This window comes from Pleomorphomonas sp. PLEO (genome assembly GCF_041320595.1).
Taxonomy (GTDB): Bacteria; Pseudomonadota; Alphaproteobacteria; order Rhizobiales; family Pleomorphomonadaceae; genus Pleomorphomonas.
Genome location: NZ_CP166625.1, coordinates 3558703 through 3574897 on the forward strand (window position 1 = coordinate 3558703; position 16195 = coordinate 3574897).

Below are 16195 nucleotides of genomic sequence, written 5' to 3' on the forward strand. Positions count from 1 at the left end.
CATGTATGTCGCCGTCAAAGGTGGCGAGGCCGCCATCGACAATGCCCACCGCCTCCTCGCCGACCGCCGTCGCGGTGACCGGAACCTGCCGGCTATCACCGAGGCGCAGATCACCGAACAGCTGTCGCTTGCCGTCGACCGGGTGATGGCCGAGGCCTCGCTCTACGATCCGGGTCTCGCAGCACTGGCCATCCGGCAGGCGCGCGGCGACATGATCGAGGCGATCTTCATACTGCGCGCCTATCGGACAACGCTGCCGCGCTTCGGGATGAGCCGGCCACTCGATAGCCACGCAATGCGGGTCGAGCGGCGTATTTCCGCCACTTACAAGGATCTGCCGGGTGGCCAGCTTCTCGGCCCCACCTTCGACTATACCCATCGTCTGCTCGATCCCACACTGTCGGGCGATCCCGACATTGCGGAGCCGGCTTGTCGCGATGGCGGCATCGGAGACCTGGCTCGCGTCTCCGACATTCTTGATGGTGAGAGCCTGATCGAAACGGAGATCGACGAAGGCACCGAGCCCGGCGATATCACCCGCACCCCGCAGGAGTTTCCCTTGTCACGCGCCGAACGGCTGCAGTCGCTCGCTCGTGGCGATGAAGGGTTCCTGCTGGCGCTCGCCTATTCCACCCAGCGCGGCTACGGGCGAAGCCATCCCTTTGTTGGCGAGATCCGGATCGGCATAGCGACCGTGGAGATCGACATTCCCGAACTGGGGTTTGCTGTGGCGATCGGCGAGGTGCGCGTCACCGAGTGCCAGATGGTCAATCAGTTCAAAGGATCGGCCGAACGGCCGCCGCAATTCACACGCGGCTACGGGCTGGTGTTCGGCCAGAGCGAGCGCAAGGCCATGGCCATGTCGCTTTGCGACCGGGCGCTCAGGGCCGCCGAATATGGCGAGGAGATAACCGCCCCCGCCCAGGACGAGGAATTCGTCCTCTCCCATTGCGACAACGTCGAAGCGACTGGCTTCGTGGAGCACCTGAAGCTGCCGCACTACGTCGACTTCCAGGCTGAACTGGGCCTTGTCCGCCGGTTGCGTACTGCCTGGCAGGAACGTGGCAATTTGGTCGAGGCTGACGAGGGTGACGAACCGATCGGGGAGGCCGCCCAATGAACGCCGTCACCTATAACTTCGCCTATCTCGACGAGCAGACCAAACGGATGATCCGCCGCGCCATCCTGAAGGCGATCGCCGTTCCCGGCTATCAGGTGCCGTTCGCCGCTCGTGAGATGCCGATGCCCTATGGCTGGGGTACGGGTGGCGTGCAGGTCACCGCCGCCGTCATCGGACCGGACGACGTGCTTAAGGTAATCGACCAGGGCGCCGACGACACCACCAACGCGGTTTCGATCCGAGCCTTCTTCCGCAAGGTGGCGGGCGTTACCACCACGACGCATACCGCTGAGGCGACCGTCATTCAGACGCGCCATCGCATTCCGGAACATCCACTCAAGGAAGGCCAGATCCTCGTTTATCAAGTGCCGATCCCCGAGCCCTTGCGCTTCCTCGAGCCGCGCGAGACCGAGACGCGAGTGATGCACGGCCTTGAGGACTATGGCCTGATGCACGTCAAGCTCTACGAGGACATCGCCCATCACGGCCGGATCGCCACGGCCTACGCCTATCCGGTGAAAGTAGCCGGACGCTATGTGATGGACCCTTCGCCCATACCGAAATTCGACAATCCGAAGATGACGATGAGCCCGGCGCTGCAGCTGTTCGGTGCTGGCCGCGAGAAACGCATCTACGCCGTGCCGCCCTATACTGAAGTGAAGAGCCTAGACTTCGAGGATCACCCCTTCGAAGTGCAAACCTTCAGCGAGCCCTGCGCCCTGTGCGGTGCCCGCAACGTCTATCTCGACGAGGTGGTGCTCGATGATCGCGGCGGCCGCATGTTCGTCTGTTCGGATACCGACAACTGCGAGAGCCGCCGCACCGAGATCGGAGCCCAATCATGACCGAAGCTCCCATTCTCGAAGTGCGCGATCTTGCCAAGCATTATGGTGCCCGCCTTGGCTGCGTGGACATCTCGTTCGATCTCTGGCCCGGCGAAGTGTTGGCAGTGGTCGGCGAGAGTGGCTCGGGCAAGACGACCCTGCTCAATTGCTTGTCGACACGGCTTGAGGCCGACAGCGGCTCGGTGGTTTACGCCATGCGCGATGGCAGCCTGCGCGATCTGACAAGCATGCCGGAGGCCGAGCGCCGCTTCCTGATGCGCACCGACTGGGGATTTGTGCATCAGAACCCGTCCGAAGGTCTTCGTATGGGTGTTTCGGCCGGCGCCAACGTCGGCGAGCGACTGATGGCCATCGGCGACCGGCACTACGGCCGCATTCGCGGCACGGCGCTCGACTGGCTTTCGCGTGTCGAGATTGCCGCTGATCGCATTGATGACGGCCCTCGTGCCTTTTCCGGCGGCATGCGTCAGCGCCTGCAGATCGCTCGTAATCTCGTCACCGCTCCACGCCTCGTGTTCATGGACGAGCCGACCGGTGGCCTCGATGTTTCGGTGCAGGCGCGCCTCCTCGACCTGATGCGTGGTCTCGTCCGCGATCTCGGCCTCTCGGTGATCATCGTGACCCACGACCTCGCCGTCGCCCGTCTGCTCAGCCACCGGATCATGGTGATGAAGGACGGTCGCGTCATCGAGGAGGGGTTGACCGATCGCGTGCTCGACGATCCGCGCCAGCCCTACACGCAACTCCTCGTCTCCTCCATTCCGCAAGCCTGACCGGAGAACGCCATGCTGCCGCTTCGTGTGCGCGACATCGCCAAGACATTCGTCATGCATCTGCGCGGCGGTCTCCGTCTGCCAGTGTTTTCCAATGTCTCCTTCGAGGTGGGCTCCGGCGAGTGCCTGGTGCTCGGCGGCCCGTCGGGTGTCGGCAAGAGTTCCATCCTCAAGATGCTCTATGGCAACTACGGCGTCGACGCCGGCGAGATCCTCGTCGCTCACGCCGGCCATCCGGTCGACCTTGCGAAAGCTCTGCCGCGCGAAGTTCTCGACGTCCGCCGCCTCACCCTCGGTTACGTCAGCCAGTTCCTGCGTGCCATTCCGCGCGTGCCGGCGCTGGAAGTTGTGGCCGATCCGCTGATCGCCCGAGGCGCCGACCGGACCGAGGCGCTGGAACGTGCCGAAGTGGCGCTCGCTCGGCTCAATCTGCCGCGTGAGCTCTGGAGCCTGCCACCGGCCACCTTCTCGGGTGGCGAGCAGCAGCGCGTCAACATCGCCCGCGGTTTCATTTCCGATCATCCTATTCTGCTTCTCGACGAACCGACCGCCTCGCTGGACGCTGCCAACCGTGCCGTCGTCGTCGATATGATCGAGGAAAAAAAGCGGCCGGCACGGCACTAGTCGGCATTTTCCATGACGAGGACGTGCGCGACCGCGTGGCAAGCCGCGTCGTCGATGTGTCTCGCTACTCGGAGCGGAGAACCGGACAATGACACGCCTCTCGGAAACCCCTCTGATCCACTCCGCAGCCAGTGTCGAGGCGAGCCAGCTCGGCCGCTATACCGAAATCGCCGAAGGCTGCCGCATCAGCGAACTTGAGCTTGGCGACTACTCCTACATCGAACGCGACGGTATGGTCTGGTGCGCCACGATCGGCAAATTCGCCAATATCGCGGCTGCCGTTCGCATCAACGCCACCCGTCATCCGATGGATCGGGCGAGCCTCCATCACTTCACCTACCGGGCCGGTGATTACTGGGACGACGCCAACCACGAACAGGACTTCTTCGCCCAGCGGCGCGACAATCGCGTTCGCATCGGCCACGACGTCTGGATCGGTCATGGCGCCACTATCTTGCCGGGCGTCTCCATCGGCAACGGCGCCGTCGTCGGCGCTGGCGCTGTGGTGAGCCGAAGCGTGCCCGCCTACACCATCGTGGCGGGTGTGCCGGCACGGCCCCTTAAACGACGTTTTTCCGAAGATATCGCCGATCGGTTGGAGACGCTTGCCTGGTGGGATTGGGAGCATGGGCAACTTCGAGAGGCGCTCGAAGATTTTCGCGAACTTGACGTTGAGTCTTTCTTGAATAAGTACGGTCATTAGCCGGTTTACTTTCCGCTTGTACACGAAAGTGACATCCAGCCGGCGTAAATTCAAGCTCACACAAAATATAATCTGGCAGGGCGTCTAGACCAATGTTCGAAATTCGCAACTTGTCGCGCCACTTCGGCACCAAGGTCGCCGTCGATGACGTCAGTTTTTCGATCCCTGAGGGACAGATGGTCGGCATCATCGGTCGCTCCGGTGCCGGCAAATCAACGCTACTGCGAATGATCAATCGGCTCGCCGATCCTACCTCCGGTTCTATCCGCTATGGCGATGTGGAGATCGCCTCGCTGAAGGGTGAGGCGTTGCGTCGCTGGCGGCGCGACTGCGCCATGATCTTCCAGCAATTCAATTTGGTGCCGCGCCTCGACGTACTGACCAATGTGCTGCTGGGCCGCCTCAATCACCGTTCGACAGCTCTGTCGGTGATGAATCTTTTCAGCCGCGACGAACGCATCATGGCCATCGCGGCATTGGAGAGGCTAGGCATCGAGCAGACTGTGCTGCAAGCCGCGGGCACGCTCAGTGGCGGCCAACAGCAACGTGTCGCCATCGCCCGTGCCCTCATGCAGGAACCCCGCGTTATCCTGGCCGACGAACCGATCGCTTCACTTGACCCGATGAATGCCAAGGTGGTGATGGACGCTCTGGCCGACATCAACCGCCGCGACGGCATCACCGTCATTACCAATCTTCACACCCTCGATACGGCGCGTGCCTACTGCCAGCGCATCGTCGGCATGGCCGAGGGGAGGGTGGTGTTCGATGGCCCGCCAGCTGAACTGACAGCCGAAGCGGTCCGCCGCATCTACGGTGCCGAGGATGATTTCGACGAACGCATGACATCGACTTCGCTCACCCCCCAGTGGGTGCCAGCGCCCGAAGCCATTTCCGGCCTCGTCATGCAAGCCGCCGCCGCCATGTAAGGCCGGCCAGCCTCAACGACCAGATTTCGAACGCGCGAGACCGACCGCCGGTTTCAGAGGGCGATCCCGCGCGCTCGCTTGCCCGCGCCATTGGCGCAGCATGACCATCCGACCGGCGGAGCCGGCGGAACCAGGAGTGAGACGGATGTTGAAGAAGATTCTGTTTGCCGCAACCGCCCTCGTCGCGCTCGCCGGCGCCGCTGCCGCCGAGGAGATCAAGGATTTCCGCATCGGCATTCTGGGCGGCGAGAATGAAGCCGACCGCCTGCGTAATTTCAAATGCCTGCAGGACAAGCTGCCGGCCGTGCTCGGCGTCGATAAGGTGTCGCTGTTCCCGGCCGCCGACTATGACGGCGTCATCCAGGGCCTGCTCGGTGGCACGCTCGACGAAGCTGAGCTTGGTGCCTCAGGCTATGCCAAGATCGCTCTGGCCAACCCGGATGTCGTCACGCCGGTGCTGACCACGGTCCAGACCGACGGTTCGACCGGCTACTACTCGATCATGGTGGCCCGCAAGGACAGCGGCATCAAGACGCTCAAGGACCTCAAGGGCAAGAAGCTCGGCTTTGCCGATCCGGATTCCACCTCGGGTTACCTGGTGCCGACTGTGACCTTGCCCGATGCCATCGGCGCCCCCATCAAGGACTACTTCGCTTCGACCGGCTTCGGCGGCGGCCACGAGAACCTCGTCCTCGAAGTGCTGAAGGGCACCTTCGATGCCGGCACCACCTTTGGCTCGGGCGTCGGCGAATTCAAGGACGGCTACACCTCCGGCAATCTGCGCAAGATGGTCGAGAAGGGCATGCTCAACATGGACGACATCGTTGAGCTGTGGAAGTCGCCGCTCATCCCCAACGGTCCGATCGTCGTTCGCAATGCGCTGCCGGATGAGGTCAAGACCAAGTTCGTCGCTTTCATGAAGGACCTGCCGAAGAGCGACGCGGCCTGCTTCTCGGCCATTGAGGGCGGCGATTTCAAGAGCTTCACCGATGTGACGCCCGATTTCTACAAGACCATCGTCGCCGCCCGCAAGGCGGCGATCGGCGGCTGATCTCCCCTCGCTCGAACCGGACCGGCCGGAATCCTCCGGCCGGTCCCCTCCTAAGCCGGGTCAGCCATGCCGACAAGACTCTCCGACCGTGCCGCCCTTATCGAACGCCACTGGCAGGCCCAGGCACAGGTGCGGCGCCTTTACACCGTCCTCGGCATCGGCGGTCTGATCGTCACGGTTGCGCTGTCGCTGTGGTTCGCCAACGAGGCCAACGCTGGCAAATTTTTCGACCGGCTGCCGCATTTTTTGGATTTCACGGGCGACTTGGTGCCGCGTGACTGGCTCGAGGTGGGGCGCGCCATGTTCGACCTGCCATCGCCGTACGACGATGGCAGTCTCAAGTACAACTATCCCGAGGGCCGCACCTATCTCACATCAGCTCTCTACATTCCCGAATACATCGACCAGATGGCAATCACGCTCAATATCGCGCTGCTGTCGACTATAATAGGCACGCTCATCGGCGGCGTACTGTCGTTTTTCGCAGCCAGTAACATGATGCCGAGCCGATGGGCTCGTTGGCCGGTCCGCCGATTCATGGAAATCCTGCGCGCCTTTCCCGATGTCGTGGTCGCCGGCTTCTTCCTGTCTTTTCTCACCGTGGGGCCAATACCGGCCATCGCGGCGGTATCGATCCACAGCATCGGCGCGCTCGGCAAGCTATTCTTCGAGGTGGTGGAAAACGCCGACATGAAGCCCGATGAAGGCCTCAGAGCTGTGGGAGGCACATGGATCGAGCGCGTGCGTTTCGCCATGCTGCCACAGGTGCTTCCCAACTTCGCCAGCTATTTCCTTCTGCGTCTCGAGATCAACGTGCGGATATCCACCATCATCGGGGCTGTCGGTGGCGGGGGCATCGGCGAGCTTCTGCGCCTTTCGATCAGCCAGAACCATGGCGCCAAGACCATAGCCATCGTCATCCTGCTGTTTGGTACCATCGTCGCCGTCGACCAGTTCTCTGCCTGGCTGCGCCGAAGCATGGTCGGCCGCGATGCCTTCCTGCCAGCTACCTGAGGAGGCCCTGCGATGCTTGCCCTCACCGCCGATCAATACGCCGCCATCGCCTCTCGCTACCCTCAAGCCGTACGTCCGCGCTTCTGGACGGTATGGCGGGTGCCGGCGCTGGCGGCCGCCACCGTGATCTATCTTGTGTTCTGCTGGTGGGTGTTCGGCATCGGCCAAGTGCTCGCGAATACCAACTGGCAGATTGCGGGCTCCTATCTCGTGCAATGGGTGACCTACGAATATCGCCCCACCATCTCCATCGATCGAGACGGCGCCATGGCCGTGACCTTTCCGCGTTTCGATCCGATCGGCCCCAATCCGAAACCGGACTGGATGACCGTCGATCGCACCATGATGGAGCGCCGTATAGCCGCGCCCAAACCGGCCGGCGCAACGACAGGCGGCTTCATGGCCGGGGGCAGTTTCATGGCACCGGGCACCGCGCCCGCTACTCCCACCACGGAACCAACTAATCGCATTGAAGAGGTGGTAAAGCGCGCCGAGATACACTTCTCGGCCAATGCCCGTCTCGTTGTCACCCCAAACCACATTGTGGTCGAAAGAAACGGTGAGACGCTGGTGGTGCCGCTCGGTACCGGCGACGCTGTGAGGGCGACCGGGCCGCTGCCGGCTTGGGCGGAGCAGAAGCGGGCCGGCGACCGCATCATCGTTGCCTTCGGCTTGTCCGGCTGGGCGCAGATCGACAGTGGTTCGGTGGTCGTACACCGGCGCTTCCCCGGCTGGGTCAACTTCATCTTCGACACCAATTCAGCCTTCTTCGGCAAATCGGCCGGGGAGGTGATGCACCTGATCACCGCCGGGCAACGCCTCGATCCCACCCGCAGTAACCTCGCTCTCGCGGTCAACGATTTCCTCTACAATCCGTCCTGGCAGCATCTCGATGTCTGGACCAAGCTGCTCGAAACCGTCGTCATGGCGTTCATTGGCACGCTGTTCGCGGCGATCGTGGCGTTCCCTCTCAGTTTCGTCGCTGCCCGTAACATTACGCCCAACTGGTTGGCCAACCAGACGGCCAAGCGCTTCTTCGACTTCCAGCGTTCGGTCGACATGCTGATCTGGGCGCTGTTCTTCACCCGCGCCTTTGGCCCCGGCCCGATCTCCGGCATGGCGGCCATCTTCTTTACCGACACCGGCTCGCTCGGTAAGCTGTTCTCGGAGGCGCTGGAGAACATCGACGGCAAGCCGCGCGACGGGCTGACTTCAGTGGGTGCCCCGCCAATCGCGGTGCAGCGCTTCGGCGTACTGCCGCAGGTACTGCCCGTCTTTGTCAGCCAGACGCTGTATTTCTGGGAATCCAATACCCGTTCGGCCACCATCATCGGCGCCATGGGCGCCGGCGGCATCGGCCTCAAACTGTGGGAGTCGATGCGCACCCACACAAACTGGCCGAACATTTTCTACATGGTGATCCTGATCATCGGCACCGTTTTCATCTTCGACACCATTTCCAATGCGCTGCGCAGCCGGCTGACCGGCCGCGTGCAGCCCTGACGAGAAGAAGACCTGATATGATCGACGCTTGCGATTTGGAAATTTGCAATGCCAGCCTCGTGCTGGAGGATCGGGTCGTCACCGGCGGCGTGATCGTCCGCGATGGTCGCATCGCGGAGGTGACGGAAGGTTCGGCGCGGAACGGTATCGATCTCGGCGGCGACTACCTCATTCCCGGCCTTGTCGAACTGCACACCGATCATCTGGAGGTGCATTACGCGCCGAGGCCCGGCGTGCGCTGGGACACCATTGCCGCCATTCAGGCGCACGACGGTCAGGTGGCGACGGCTGGCATCACCACGGTGTTCGATTGCCTGCGCATGGGCTCCGACGAGGACGGTGGCTTTGCGCCGGGTGAGATGCGGGCACTCGCCGATGCGTTGCATGAGGGGCGCGACCAGGGGCGCTTCCGTGCCGACCATCTCATCCACTTGCGCTGCGAAGTGTCGGCCCCCGATATGCTCGCCGACTACGAGGCTTTCCGCGACGATCCGCTGGTGCATCTCGCCTCGGTGATGGACCATGCGCCTGGGCAGCGGCAGTTCCAAACCATGGACCAATACACGCTCTACTATAAGACCAAGCGCGGCCTCTCCGACGAGGCCTTCGCCGCCTTCGTTGCTCGCCGGCAGGAGGCTTCGGCCCGCCATTCCGCCCCCAACCGGCAGGTTGTTGCCGCCGATTGCCAGGCACGTGGCATCGCGCTGGCCAGCCACGACGACGCAACGATCGACCATGTCGCGGAATCGGCTGGCCATGGCGTCCGAATCGCCGAGTTTCCGACGACACTCGACGCAGCCCGCGCCTCGCACGCCGCCGGTATCGCCGTCCTCATGGGCGCGCCAAACATCGTGCGCGGCCGGTCGCATTCCGGCAATATCGCGGCCGGCGACCTCGCCGCCGCGGGCGTGCTCGACGTGCTCTCCTCCGACTACGTGCCGATCAGTTTGATCCACGCTCCGTTCATCCTGGCCGACCGGGCCGCGGGGATCGATCTCGCGCGCGCCATTGCCATGGTCACTGCCACACCGGCCCGGAGCGTCGGCCTTGTAGATCGTGGTCGTATCGCCACGGGCCTCCGTGCCGACTTGGTCCATGTACACCGTCGGGAAGGCATGCCAGTGGTTCGGGCCGTCTGGCGCGAGGGGCGGCGGGTAGCGTAATGAACGGTCTCGAAACACCGCCGAGCGGCTGCATGATCGTTGTCGTCGGTCCATCAGGCGCCGGTAAGGACAGCCTGATGGCTCAGGCGGCCGATCGCCTGGCCGGACGATCGGATATCGCCTTTGTGCGGCGAATGGTGACGAGAGCCGGCGACGCTGGCGGCGAAGCGCACCAACCCGTTAGCCACGACGAGTTCGAGGCCGCGGCGGCCGCCGGCGGCTTTGCCGTTTTCTGGCGTGCGCATGGTCATGGCTACGGTATTCCGGCTTCGACCATCGGGGAAGTGCAGGCCGGTTGTTGTCTGGTGGCGAACGGGAGTCGCTCATCCCTTGGCGATTTCGCTGACGTCTATCCGTCGCTCGCAGTGATCCTTGTTACCGCCGACCACGATTGCCTGGTTGCCCGGCTCGTAGCGCGTGGCCGCGAAACGGAGGCGGAGATCAGAGCCCGCCTAGACCGGCCAGAACCATCGTTGCCAGCCGAGTTGGCGATTTATACCGTCGACAATAGCGGCGATCTCACCGAGGCCGGTCGGCGCTTTGCCAGACTGGTCGAGGCGATCGCCGATCGTCAGGCCTGAAGGGACCATCATGCCGCATCGTGCCCGCTACGCCCTTTACTATGCCCCGCCGATTGACCATCCGCTGACGCGTATTGCGTTGCGGTGGCTCGGTCGCGATGCCTTCGGCGGCCGGGTGCCGGCACGGACGCTGCCGCCGGCCTGGGAGCCGTTGGTCACCGATCCTCGCCGCTACGGCTTCCATGCCACGTTGAAGCCACCGATGCGCCTCAGGCCGGAATTCCACTCATGGGATCTGCAGTCCGCCGCCAGCGATTTTGCCAGCAAGCAGCCGCCGCTCGATATTGGACTCCTCAAGGTGGCGCGCATCGGCAGCTTTTTTGCCCTGGTTCCCGAGGAGCCTCCGGTCGCGCTACGGACGCTTGCCGACGCGGTGGTGGCCGAGTTCGACCGATTCCGTGCTCCGATGGGAGCTGAGGAATTTGCCCGCCGAAACGGGTCGAACCTCAATGCCGTCGAGGTCGAGAATCTCAAGGCGTGGGGCTATCCTTACGTCTTCGAGCGGTTCCGCTTTCATATGTCACTGACCGGTCCGGTGCCGGAAGAGCTGCGAACCGCGGTGGGCGATCATCTTTCGGCACTGTTTGCCGATAGCCTGCTGCAGCCGGTCATGCTCGATGCGCTGACTATCTTCATGGAAGAAGTCCCACAGGCCGACTTTGTAGCCTTATCCCGCGCCGAGTTTGGCGGCACGTAGACGCCATCATTCATTATAGGCTCGACAGAGAGGGATCGATCAGGTTGGGCAATCTTGCGACCTCCCTAGTCTCTATCTGCCAAAATTGAACGTACGATTTGGTGGAAGGCCGGCCGAATCGTCAGTCGTGAGGATCGCTACGGCAAACCAGTCCGGACCTCGATTGCTAAACGAGCACACCACCGACAAGGCAGGTTGCGGCGATCACGGCGGCAGCGGCACGGATGGAATTCCAGAACGTCCAATCGCTCAGAAAATCCGCCCAAATTAAGTGTGCCTCTGGACTCTCCGGCGGCAACGAAGCCAGAACCTCGTTCATGGGAACATTAAGGGCGACCGTTACCCCAAACGTTCCAATGATATAGAATATCGCCCCGACGATCATGAGAAACGGGCGCGGATGTCCGATCCCCAAGACCGCGATAACCAAAACAATGCTGATGAGCGCAGTACCTAGGAATATCGCGAGAAAGACGGGATTCTGCACAGTCACGTTGATGGTCTGAATTGTCGCGATGCCGGACGTTGCTGGCTGTTGCGCAACAGCCGGCATGACGAAATTCGAGAAGGCGAAGAAGATTCCCCCCATGATCGCCGCGCCGAGTGCCGCAGTGAACAACAACAGATTAAGCCAACTGTTCATGGGTTAGCTCCAAGCTCCTCGGGTCGCTGCGGATTCGGCATAGTCGACAAAGTCGCGTGGCGGCCGCCCCAAGGCGCGCTCGACTCCGTCACTCAGCGATGAGTTGCGACCATCGAGCACAATTGTGAAGAGTTCTTCCAAAAGGTCCGCAACATCGCCGGGGACTCCTCCGTCATTCAGCGCCTTGATAAAGGCCTCTGCAGTAACAGTTCTGAATCTTATCTCGCGATGGGCCGCCTTGCTGATGATTCCCACCACTTCCGAAAAGGTGAGAAGACGAGGCCCCGTCACCTCGTAGAGCTTGCCAATGTGGCGAGGGTCGCCGAGAGCCGCCGCGACAACGTCGGCGATATCGTCGGCGTCGATAAAAGGCTCTCGGACCACGCTGACTGGCAAAGCAACTTCTCCGCCCAGTATCATTGGCGCGAGTTGGCCCTCGTCAAAATTCTGGTTGAACCAACTGGCTCGTACGATTGTCCAGTCGGCGCCAGATGCGATGAGCCGCCGCTCACTCTCTTCGGCCTCTGGTTCGCCGCGCCCGGAAAGCAGAACGAGACGTCTGACGCCAAGCGATACCGCCAAGGCTACGAACGCCCCTACAGTGTCAGCTGCGCCCTTCGCGGCCAGATCGGGATAATATGTGATGTAGATGGAGGCGGCGCCTTCGATGGCGTTGGCCCAAGTGTCGCGATCCCTCCAATCAAATCCGGTCGAACGCGAGGCGAACCTCACCGGCAGTCCACGTTCGGTCAGGCGTTTGCCGACCCGGACCCCAGTTTTGCCTTTGCCTCCCACCAGTAGAATAGGCTTTTGCATGACCGTGCGCCTCCCTTAATGTGAATGATTCTCACGTTGCGTAATGTGATAAATCCTCATATTATTCCGGTCAAGCCTAAATATGAGGGTTTATCATATATGACTGATAGTCATCACAAGGAAGCGACCTCGCAGACCGTTGCGCGTCGCACACCGCAGCAGGTGCGTAGTCGTGAACGCATGGAGCGTATTCTGGCAGCGGCCAAGACACTAATTGCGCGCGACGGTAGTGATGCGATGAAGATGGGAGAACTGGCCGAACAGGCGGGTGTCTCGATTGGCTCGCTCTATCAGTATTTTCCGGACAAAGGGGCCATCGTTCGTACTTTGGCCGAGCGGTACAACTTGGAAGGCCGCGCTTGCATCCGAGAAGCCCTAGAAGAGGTAAAGGATACCGATAGTCTTGCTCGCGCCTTTCGCAGCTTGATCGACATGTATTACGGGTTGTTCCTCGCCGAACCCGTCATGCGCGATATCTGGTCAGGTACACAGGCAGATAAGGCGCTTCTGGATATCGACCTTGCCGACAGCCGTGAGAACGGCGCTGTTCTTGCGCGTGTGCTGCAACGCCTTCACCCGAATGCGGATTCCACCGAGCTTCTCACCACGGCCACCTTGCTCATGCACCTTGGCACCGCAACGATGCGGCTGGCTATCGGGGTGGAACGAAGCGAGGGCGATGGTCTGGTCGAGGCCTATGTTCGCATCGCTTTGCGAGACCTGCAGGCGATAACGTGAGCCTGTCTGACGTTCGCAGCGGCATCCGCATAACACCAGAAATCGCGAAGGTCCGGGAGGCACGCTCTACGAGAGTAAGGCAATGCCGCCTGTCAGCTGCAAGCCCATAGGTTAACAAGGGTAGTGGCGGAGCCGGAGGGATTCGAACCCTCGGTACAAGTTTAAGCTCGTACGCCGGTTTAGCAAACCAGTGCCTTCAGCCTCTCGGCCACAGCTCCGTTGCGAGTTGTCTAGAGATTCTGAGGCACTGGGTCAAGCCCCAGCGACGTCGATCCTGTAGATGCCCCACGCGATATGTCCTGCTTCCCATGAGCGGCCGCAGCCCGCTTGGGGACAAGAAACAAGCGGCGGAAATCGCAAGGGTTTCCGCCGCAAGAAAGGATATTTCCGCCGCCGCTCACCAGCGCTGGTGGACGTGCGGGGCAACCAGCCTGGCGTAGATTTCGCGCGTCGCGGCCATCACGTCTGCCGGGATGGCTGGAAGATCGGAGGCAGCGGCATTGCCGCGCGCTTGTTCCGCGTTACGGGCGCCGGGGATCACGACGCTGACGGCGTCGGCCATCAGAATCCAGCGCAGCGCAAAGGCGGCCATGCTCTGGCCAACGGGTACCAGTTGGCGAATCTCCTCGACCGCCTGCAGGCCAACCTCGAAAGGCACGCCGCCGAAGGTCTCGCCGACATCGAAGGCTTCGCCATGACGGTTGAACAGGCGATGGTCATCGGCGGCGAATTTCGTTTCCGCCGTGATCTTGCCCGAGAGCAGACCTGAAGCAAGCGGCACTCGCACGATCACGGCGACGCCACGCTTCCTAGCTTCCTCGAAGAACAACCGATCCGGCCGCTGACGGAAAATGTTGTAAATGATCTGGATGGAAACAACGCCCGGATACTCGATCGCCTTCAACGCCTCTTCGACCTTTTCGACCGAAACGCCGTAATTGCGGATCTTGCCCTTGGCCTTGATCGCCTCGAGCCCCACGAACAGGGCAGGGGTGTACAGTACTTCTGTCGGCGGGCAGTGGAGCTGAACGAGATCCAGCGTTTCGACGCCGAGATTGGCGAGGCTGCGGTCGATGAAGGCTTCGATGTTTTCCGGGGTATAGCCGGCGGCAACGTGTGGGTTGAGGCGGCGGCCAGCCTTTGTGGCGACATAGGGCCGTTTGCCTGTCCACTCCTTCAGTACCGAGGCAATGATTCGCTCGGATCGGCCATCGCCGTAGACATCGGCAGTGTCGATGAAGGTGACGCCCGCTTCGAGCGCCGCCTCAAGGGCGGCTCTGCCGTCAGCCTCGGTTACTTCCCCCCAAGCGCCGCCGATTTGCCAGGCGCCGAAGCCGATATCCGAGACCTCGACCGGCAGACGGCCGAATTTGCGATACAGCATGACTTTTCTCCCAGAATAATTGGCCTTTCGGCTTTGATTTCGAGACGAGATTAATGCCGTTCAGGCGCGTCGGCGCAAATGGATTCTGGCGATGGGCGATATCGCTGGCGGAGATCACCGTTCGGTCTGGGAGACTCAAACAAAAGGGCCGGCTTTCGCCGGCCCAGTTCCGCTTGCTTGGGAGGAGCGGGTATCAGACCTCGACGTACTGGATGCCGACGAGATCGCAATAGGCCTTCCACTTGGCGCGGGTATCGCCGAGATGCAGGACTTGATGGTGCGTGCCGCCGTTCTTCAGCCAGCCATTGAGGCATTCCCTCACGCCGGTGGCCGGCTTGAAGAAGAAGTAAGGCATCTCGACGGTGGGCAACTCCTCCGTGTCGAGGATATCGCCCTGCGACACGACAAGGCGGTACTTGTCGGCACCGAGCGAGACGAGGCTGACCAGCGTGGCCGGGCCGGGCTCGCCCTGGAACAGGACGGTCGGCGGATTATCGAGGCCACCGATGCCGAGCGGACGGTCGATCAGGCGCGGCTTCTTGTCCTTGCGGGCGATCTTCCAGTTACCTTCGCCCATGTGGCTCTGCAGAGCCGCGTCGAGCTCGAAGTCCATGGCATACATTTCGGTGAACTGGGGATCAGCCTGCAGCGCGCGGGCAGCGACCATCAGCGAGGCGCAGTTGGTGTCGCCCTCGGCGGCGTAACCATAGCCGTCGGCCATCAGATTGGAGGCGGCCATCATATGCGTCTGCTTGAAACGACCGTCCAAGCCAATCTCGTTGAAGTAAAGCGAGAAAGCGTCGTATTCGCCGGCTTCGAGCACCTTGGTAAGGGCGACCTGGATCTTGGCGGCTTCCTCGAGCTGCGGCTGGGTCAGCTTCGGGTCCATGTCGAAGTTGGCTTTGCAGTAGGCGATGACGGCCTGGATCTCCTGGGTGTTGACCTTGTCCATCTCGGCGGCCACGGGGCCCATGCCGATGTGATCGACCTGCGGGCCGATGACGCGCATGAAGGTGTGCGGGTCGGTCAGGATGTCGCCCATGCCGGGCATGCGACCGAAGACGGCGACCTTGGTCTGCTTCATGACGGCGACGGCGTGGGCGGCCGAGGCGAACACTTCGAAGGCTTTAACGAACTCGCCATCCTTCCAGTCGCCCGACCAGACCGAGAACTGCTTGCCGACGTGGATCAGCGAATTCGCGGTATCCTGGGCGCCGTGGACACCCTGGTTATAGGTGAGGTCGGCCATGTCCCACGCCTTGGTGACGCGCGGTTCCGGCTGGATGTTGGCCAGGAACAGCGGCGTCGACACGTCGCGGAAGGCGTTGACGAGGCGGAGGCCCGGGCCGTAGGTCAGGTTGACGATCATGATGCCGTCGACTTCTTCGGCAGCGAAGATCTTCAGCACTTGCTCGATGTCTTCACGGCAGCGGGCGGCCTTCGGGAACAACACCTCGGCGACACCGGTCAGGCGGGCCGAAACCTCGCGGGCAAAGCCCTCCTGGCGCTTGGTGATACCGGGCAGCGTGTTGTCGTAGAGTTCCTGCATGATGCCGAGGAAACCGATCTTCGGCTTCCGCGTGATGTCCTTGAGCGACATTTCCTTGCCTC

General features: G+C 62.1%; 16 protein-coding genes, 1 tRNA gene and 1 pseudogene. 13 read left to right on the plus strand and 5 right to left on the minus strand.

The window, feature by feature from the left end; translation table 11 throughout:
* The first annotated feature begins 1 nt into the window (after position 1).
* The 12 genes and pseudogenes from AB6N07_RS16560 (at position 2) to AB6N07_RS16615 (ending at position 11003) form a co-directional block, all read left to right on the plus strand.
* Positions 2–1120, plus strand: coding sequence for a carbon-phosphorus lyase complex subunit PhnI (locus AB6N07_RS16560; RefSeq protein ID WP_370674172.1), 1119 nt, complete (start codon positions 2–4; stop codon positions 1118–1120).
* The gene (locus tag AB6N07_RS16565) at positions 1117–1965 is read left to right on the plus strand and encodes an alpha-D-ribose 1-methylphosphonate 5-phosphate C-P-lyase PhnJ (RefSeq protein WP_370674173.1); all 849 of its coding nucleotides are present in this window, start codon (positions 1117–1119) and stop codon (positions 1963–1965) included. The genes AB6N07_RS16560 and AB6N07_RS16565 overlap by 4 nt, the downstream gene beginning before the upstream one ends.
* Positions 1962–2738 (plus strand): phosphonate C-P lyase system protein PhnK, encoded by a 777-nt coding sequence (gene phnK, locus AB6N07_RS16570; RefSeq protein WP_370674174.1) that lies wholly within the window; start codon positions 1962–1964, stop codon positions 2736–2738. Before AB6N07_RS16565 ends, phnK begins: the two co-directional genes overlap by 4 nt.
* Positions 2739–2750: 12 nt before the next feature.
* Positions 2751–3454: pseudogene (phnL, locus tag AB6N07_RS16575) on the plus strand (phosphonate C-P lyase system protein PhnL).
* A complete protein-coding gene (locus AB6N07_RS16580) occupies positions 3451–4065 on the plus strand; it encodes a DapH/DapD/GlmU-related protein (RefSeq protein ID WP_370674175.1) in 615 nt (204 codons plus the stop codon). The pseudogene phnL and the gene AB6N07_RS16580 overlap by 4 nt, the downstream one beginning before the upstream one ends.
* Positions 4066–4157: 92 nt before the next feature.
* On the plus strand, positions 4158–4994 hold the full coding sequence (gene phnC, locus AB6N07_RS16585) for a phosphonate ABC transporter ATP-binding protein (RefSeq protein WP_370674176.1): 837 nt from the start codon (positions 4158–4160) through the stop codon (positions 4992–4994).
* A gap of 145 nt (positions 4995–5139) precedes the next feature.
* A complete protein-coding gene (gene phnD / locus AB6N07_RS16590; protein ID WP_370674177.1) occupies positions 5140–6045 on the plus strand; it encodes a phosphonate ABC transporter substrate-binding protein in 906 nt (301 codons plus the stop codon).
* Positions 6046–6111: 66 nt separating this feature from the next.
* On the plus strand, positions 6112–7059 hold the full coding sequence (phnE, locus tag AB6N07_RS16595; protein WP_370674178.1) for a phosphonate ABC transporter, permease protein PhnE: 948 nt from the start codon (positions 6112–6114) through the stop codon (positions 7057–7059).
* 12 nt (positions 7060–7071) lie between these two features.
* Positions 7072–8562, plus strand: a complete 1491-nt coding sequence (gene phnE / locus AB6N07_RS16600; RefSeq protein WP_370674179.1) for a phosphonate ABC transporter, permease protein PhnE — start codon at positions 7072–7074, stop codon at positions 8560–8562.
* Between the two features lie 17 nt (positions 8563–8579).
* Positions 8580–9725, plus strand: coding sequence for an alpha-D-ribose 1-methylphosphonate 5-triphosphate diphosphatase (locus tag AB6N07_RS16605; protein WP_370674180.1), 1146 nt, complete (start codon positions 8580–8582; stop codon positions 9723–9725).
* Positions 9725–10306, plus strand: a complete 582-nt coding sequence (phnN, locus tag AB6N07_RS16610) for a phosphonate metabolism protein/1,5-bisphosphokinase (PRPP-forming) PhnN (protein ID WP_370674181.1) — start codon at positions 9725–9727, stop codon at positions 10304–10306. Before AB6N07_RS16605 ends, phnN begins: the two co-directional genes overlap by 1 nt.
* Before the next feature lie 10 nt (positions 10307–10316).
* Entirely contained in the window at positions 10317–11003 is a 687-nt protein-coding gene (locus AB6N07_RS16615) for a DUF1045 domain-containing protein (protein WP_370674182.1), read from the plus strand.
* Positions 11004–11169: 166 nt separating this feature from the next.
* On the opposite strand, the gene AB6N07_RS16620 is transcribed toward AB6N07_RS16615, so the two are convergent.
* The gene (locus tag AB6N07_RS16620; RefSeq protein WP_370674183.1) at positions 11170–11646 is read right to left on the minus strand and encodes a DUF1772 domain-containing protein; all 477 of its coding nucleotides are present in this window, start codon (positions 11644–11646) and stop codon (positions 11170–11172) included.
* Positions 11647–11649: 3 nt separating this feature from the next.
* On the minus strand, positions 11650–12462 hold the full coding sequence (locus AB6N07_RS16625; protein ID WP_370674184.1) for an NmrA family NAD(P)-binding protein: 813 nt from the start codon (positions 12460–12462) through the stop codon (positions 11650–11652).
* A gap of 99 nt (positions 12463–12561) precedes the next feature.
* On the opposite strand from AB6N07_RS16625, the gene AB6N07_RS16630 reads away from it, so the two are divergent.
* Positions 12562–13200, plus strand: coding sequence for a TetR family transcriptional regulator (locus AB6N07_RS16630; protein WP_370674185.1), 639 nt, complete (start codon positions 12562–12564; stop codon positions 13198–13200).
* Positions 13201–13324: 124 nt separating this feature from the next.
* On the opposite strand, the gene AB6N07_RS16635 is transcribed toward AB6N07_RS16630, so the two are convergent.
* From AB6N07_RS16635 to AB6N07_RS16645, 3 genes are all read right to left on the minus strand, one after another.
* Positions 13325–13418, minus strand: a tRNA-Ser gene (locus AB6N07_RS16635).
* A 179-nt stretch (positions 13419–13597) separates the two neighbouring features.
* A complete protein-coding gene (locus tag AB6N07_RS16640) occupies positions 13598–14584 on the minus strand; it encodes an aldo/keto reductase (protein ID WP_370674186.1) in 987 nt (328 codons plus the stop codon).
* 193 nt (positions 14585–14777) lie between these two features.
* On the minus strand, positions 14778–16184 hold the full coding sequence (locus tag AB6N07_RS16645; protein ID WP_370674187.1) for an L-fucose/L-arabinose isomerase family protein: 1407 nt from the start codon (positions 16182–16184) through the stop codon (positions 14778–14780).
* Positions 16185–16195 lie beyond the last annotated feature (11 nt).

What these genes read in the sequence shown, in the direction of transcription:
- AB6N07_RS16560 (WP_370674172.1), top strand. Translation starts at nt 2, where the DNA reads ATGTATGTCGCCGTCAAAGGTGGCGAGGCCGCCATCGACAATGCCCAC.
- AB6N07_RS16565 (WP_370674173.1), top strand. Translation starts at nt 1,117, where the DNA reads ATGAACGCCGTCACCTATAACTTCGCCTATCTCGACGAGCAGACCAAA.
- phnK (WP_370674174.1), top strand. Translation starts at nt 1,962, where the DNA reads ATGACCGAAGCTCCCATTCTCGAAGTGCGCGATCTTGCCAAGCATTAT.
- AB6N07_RS16580 (WP_370674175.1), top strand. Translation starts at nt 3,451, where the DNA reads ATGACACGCCTCTCGGAAACCCCTCTGATCCACTCCGCAGCCAGTGTC.
- phnC (WP_370674176.1), top strand. Translation starts at nt 4,158, where the DNA reads ATGTTCGAAATTCGCAACTTGTCGCGCCACTTCGGCACCAAGGTCGCC.
- phnD (WP_370674177.1), top strand. Translation starts at nt 5,140, where the DNA reads ATGTTGAAGAAGATTCTGTTTGCCGCAACCGCCCTCGTCGCGCTCGCC.
- phnE (WP_370674178.1), top strand. Translation starts at nt 6,112, where the DNA reads ATGCCGACAAGACTCTCCGACCGTGCCGCCCTTATCGAACGCCACTGG.
- phnE (WP_370674179.1), top strand. Translation starts at nt 7,072, where the DNA reads ATGCTTGCCCTCACCGCCGATCAATACGCCGCCATCGCCTCTCGCTAC.
- AB6N07_RS16605 (WP_370674180.1), top strand. Translation starts at nt 8,580, where the DNA reads ATGATCGACGCTTGCGATTTGGAAATTTGCAATGCCAGCCTCGTGCTG.
- phnN (WP_370674181.1), top strand. Translation starts at nt 9,725, where the DNA reads ATGAACGGTCTCGAAACACCGCCGAGCGGCTGCATGATCGTTGTCGTC.
- AB6N07_RS16615 (WP_370674182.1), top strand. Translation starts at nt 10,317, where the DNA reads ATGCCGCATCGTGCCCGCTACGCCCTTTACTATGCCCCGCCGATTGAC.
- AB6N07_RS16620 (WP_370674183.1), bottom strand. Translation starts at nt 11,646, where the DNA reads ATGAACAGTTGGCTTAATCTGTTGTTGTTCACTGCGGCACTCGGCGCG.
- AB6N07_RS16625 (WP_370674184.1), bottom strand. Translation starts at nt 12,462, where the DNA reads ATGCAAAAGCCTATTCTACTGGTGGGAGGCAAAGGCAAAACTGGGGTC.
- AB6N07_RS16630 (WP_370674185.1), top strand. Translation starts at nt 12,562, where the DNA reads ATGACTGATAGTCATCACAAGGAAGCGACCTCGCAGACCGTTGCGCGT.
- AB6N07_RS16640 (WP_370674186.1), bottom strand. Translation starts at nt 14,584, where the DNA reads ATGCTGTATCGCAAATTCGGCCGTCTGCCGGTCGAGGTCTCGGATATC.
- AB6N07_RS16645 (WP_370674187.1), bottom strand. Translation starts at nt 16,184, where the DNA reads ATGTCGCTCAAGGACATCACGCGGAAGCCGAAGATCGGTTTCCTCGGC.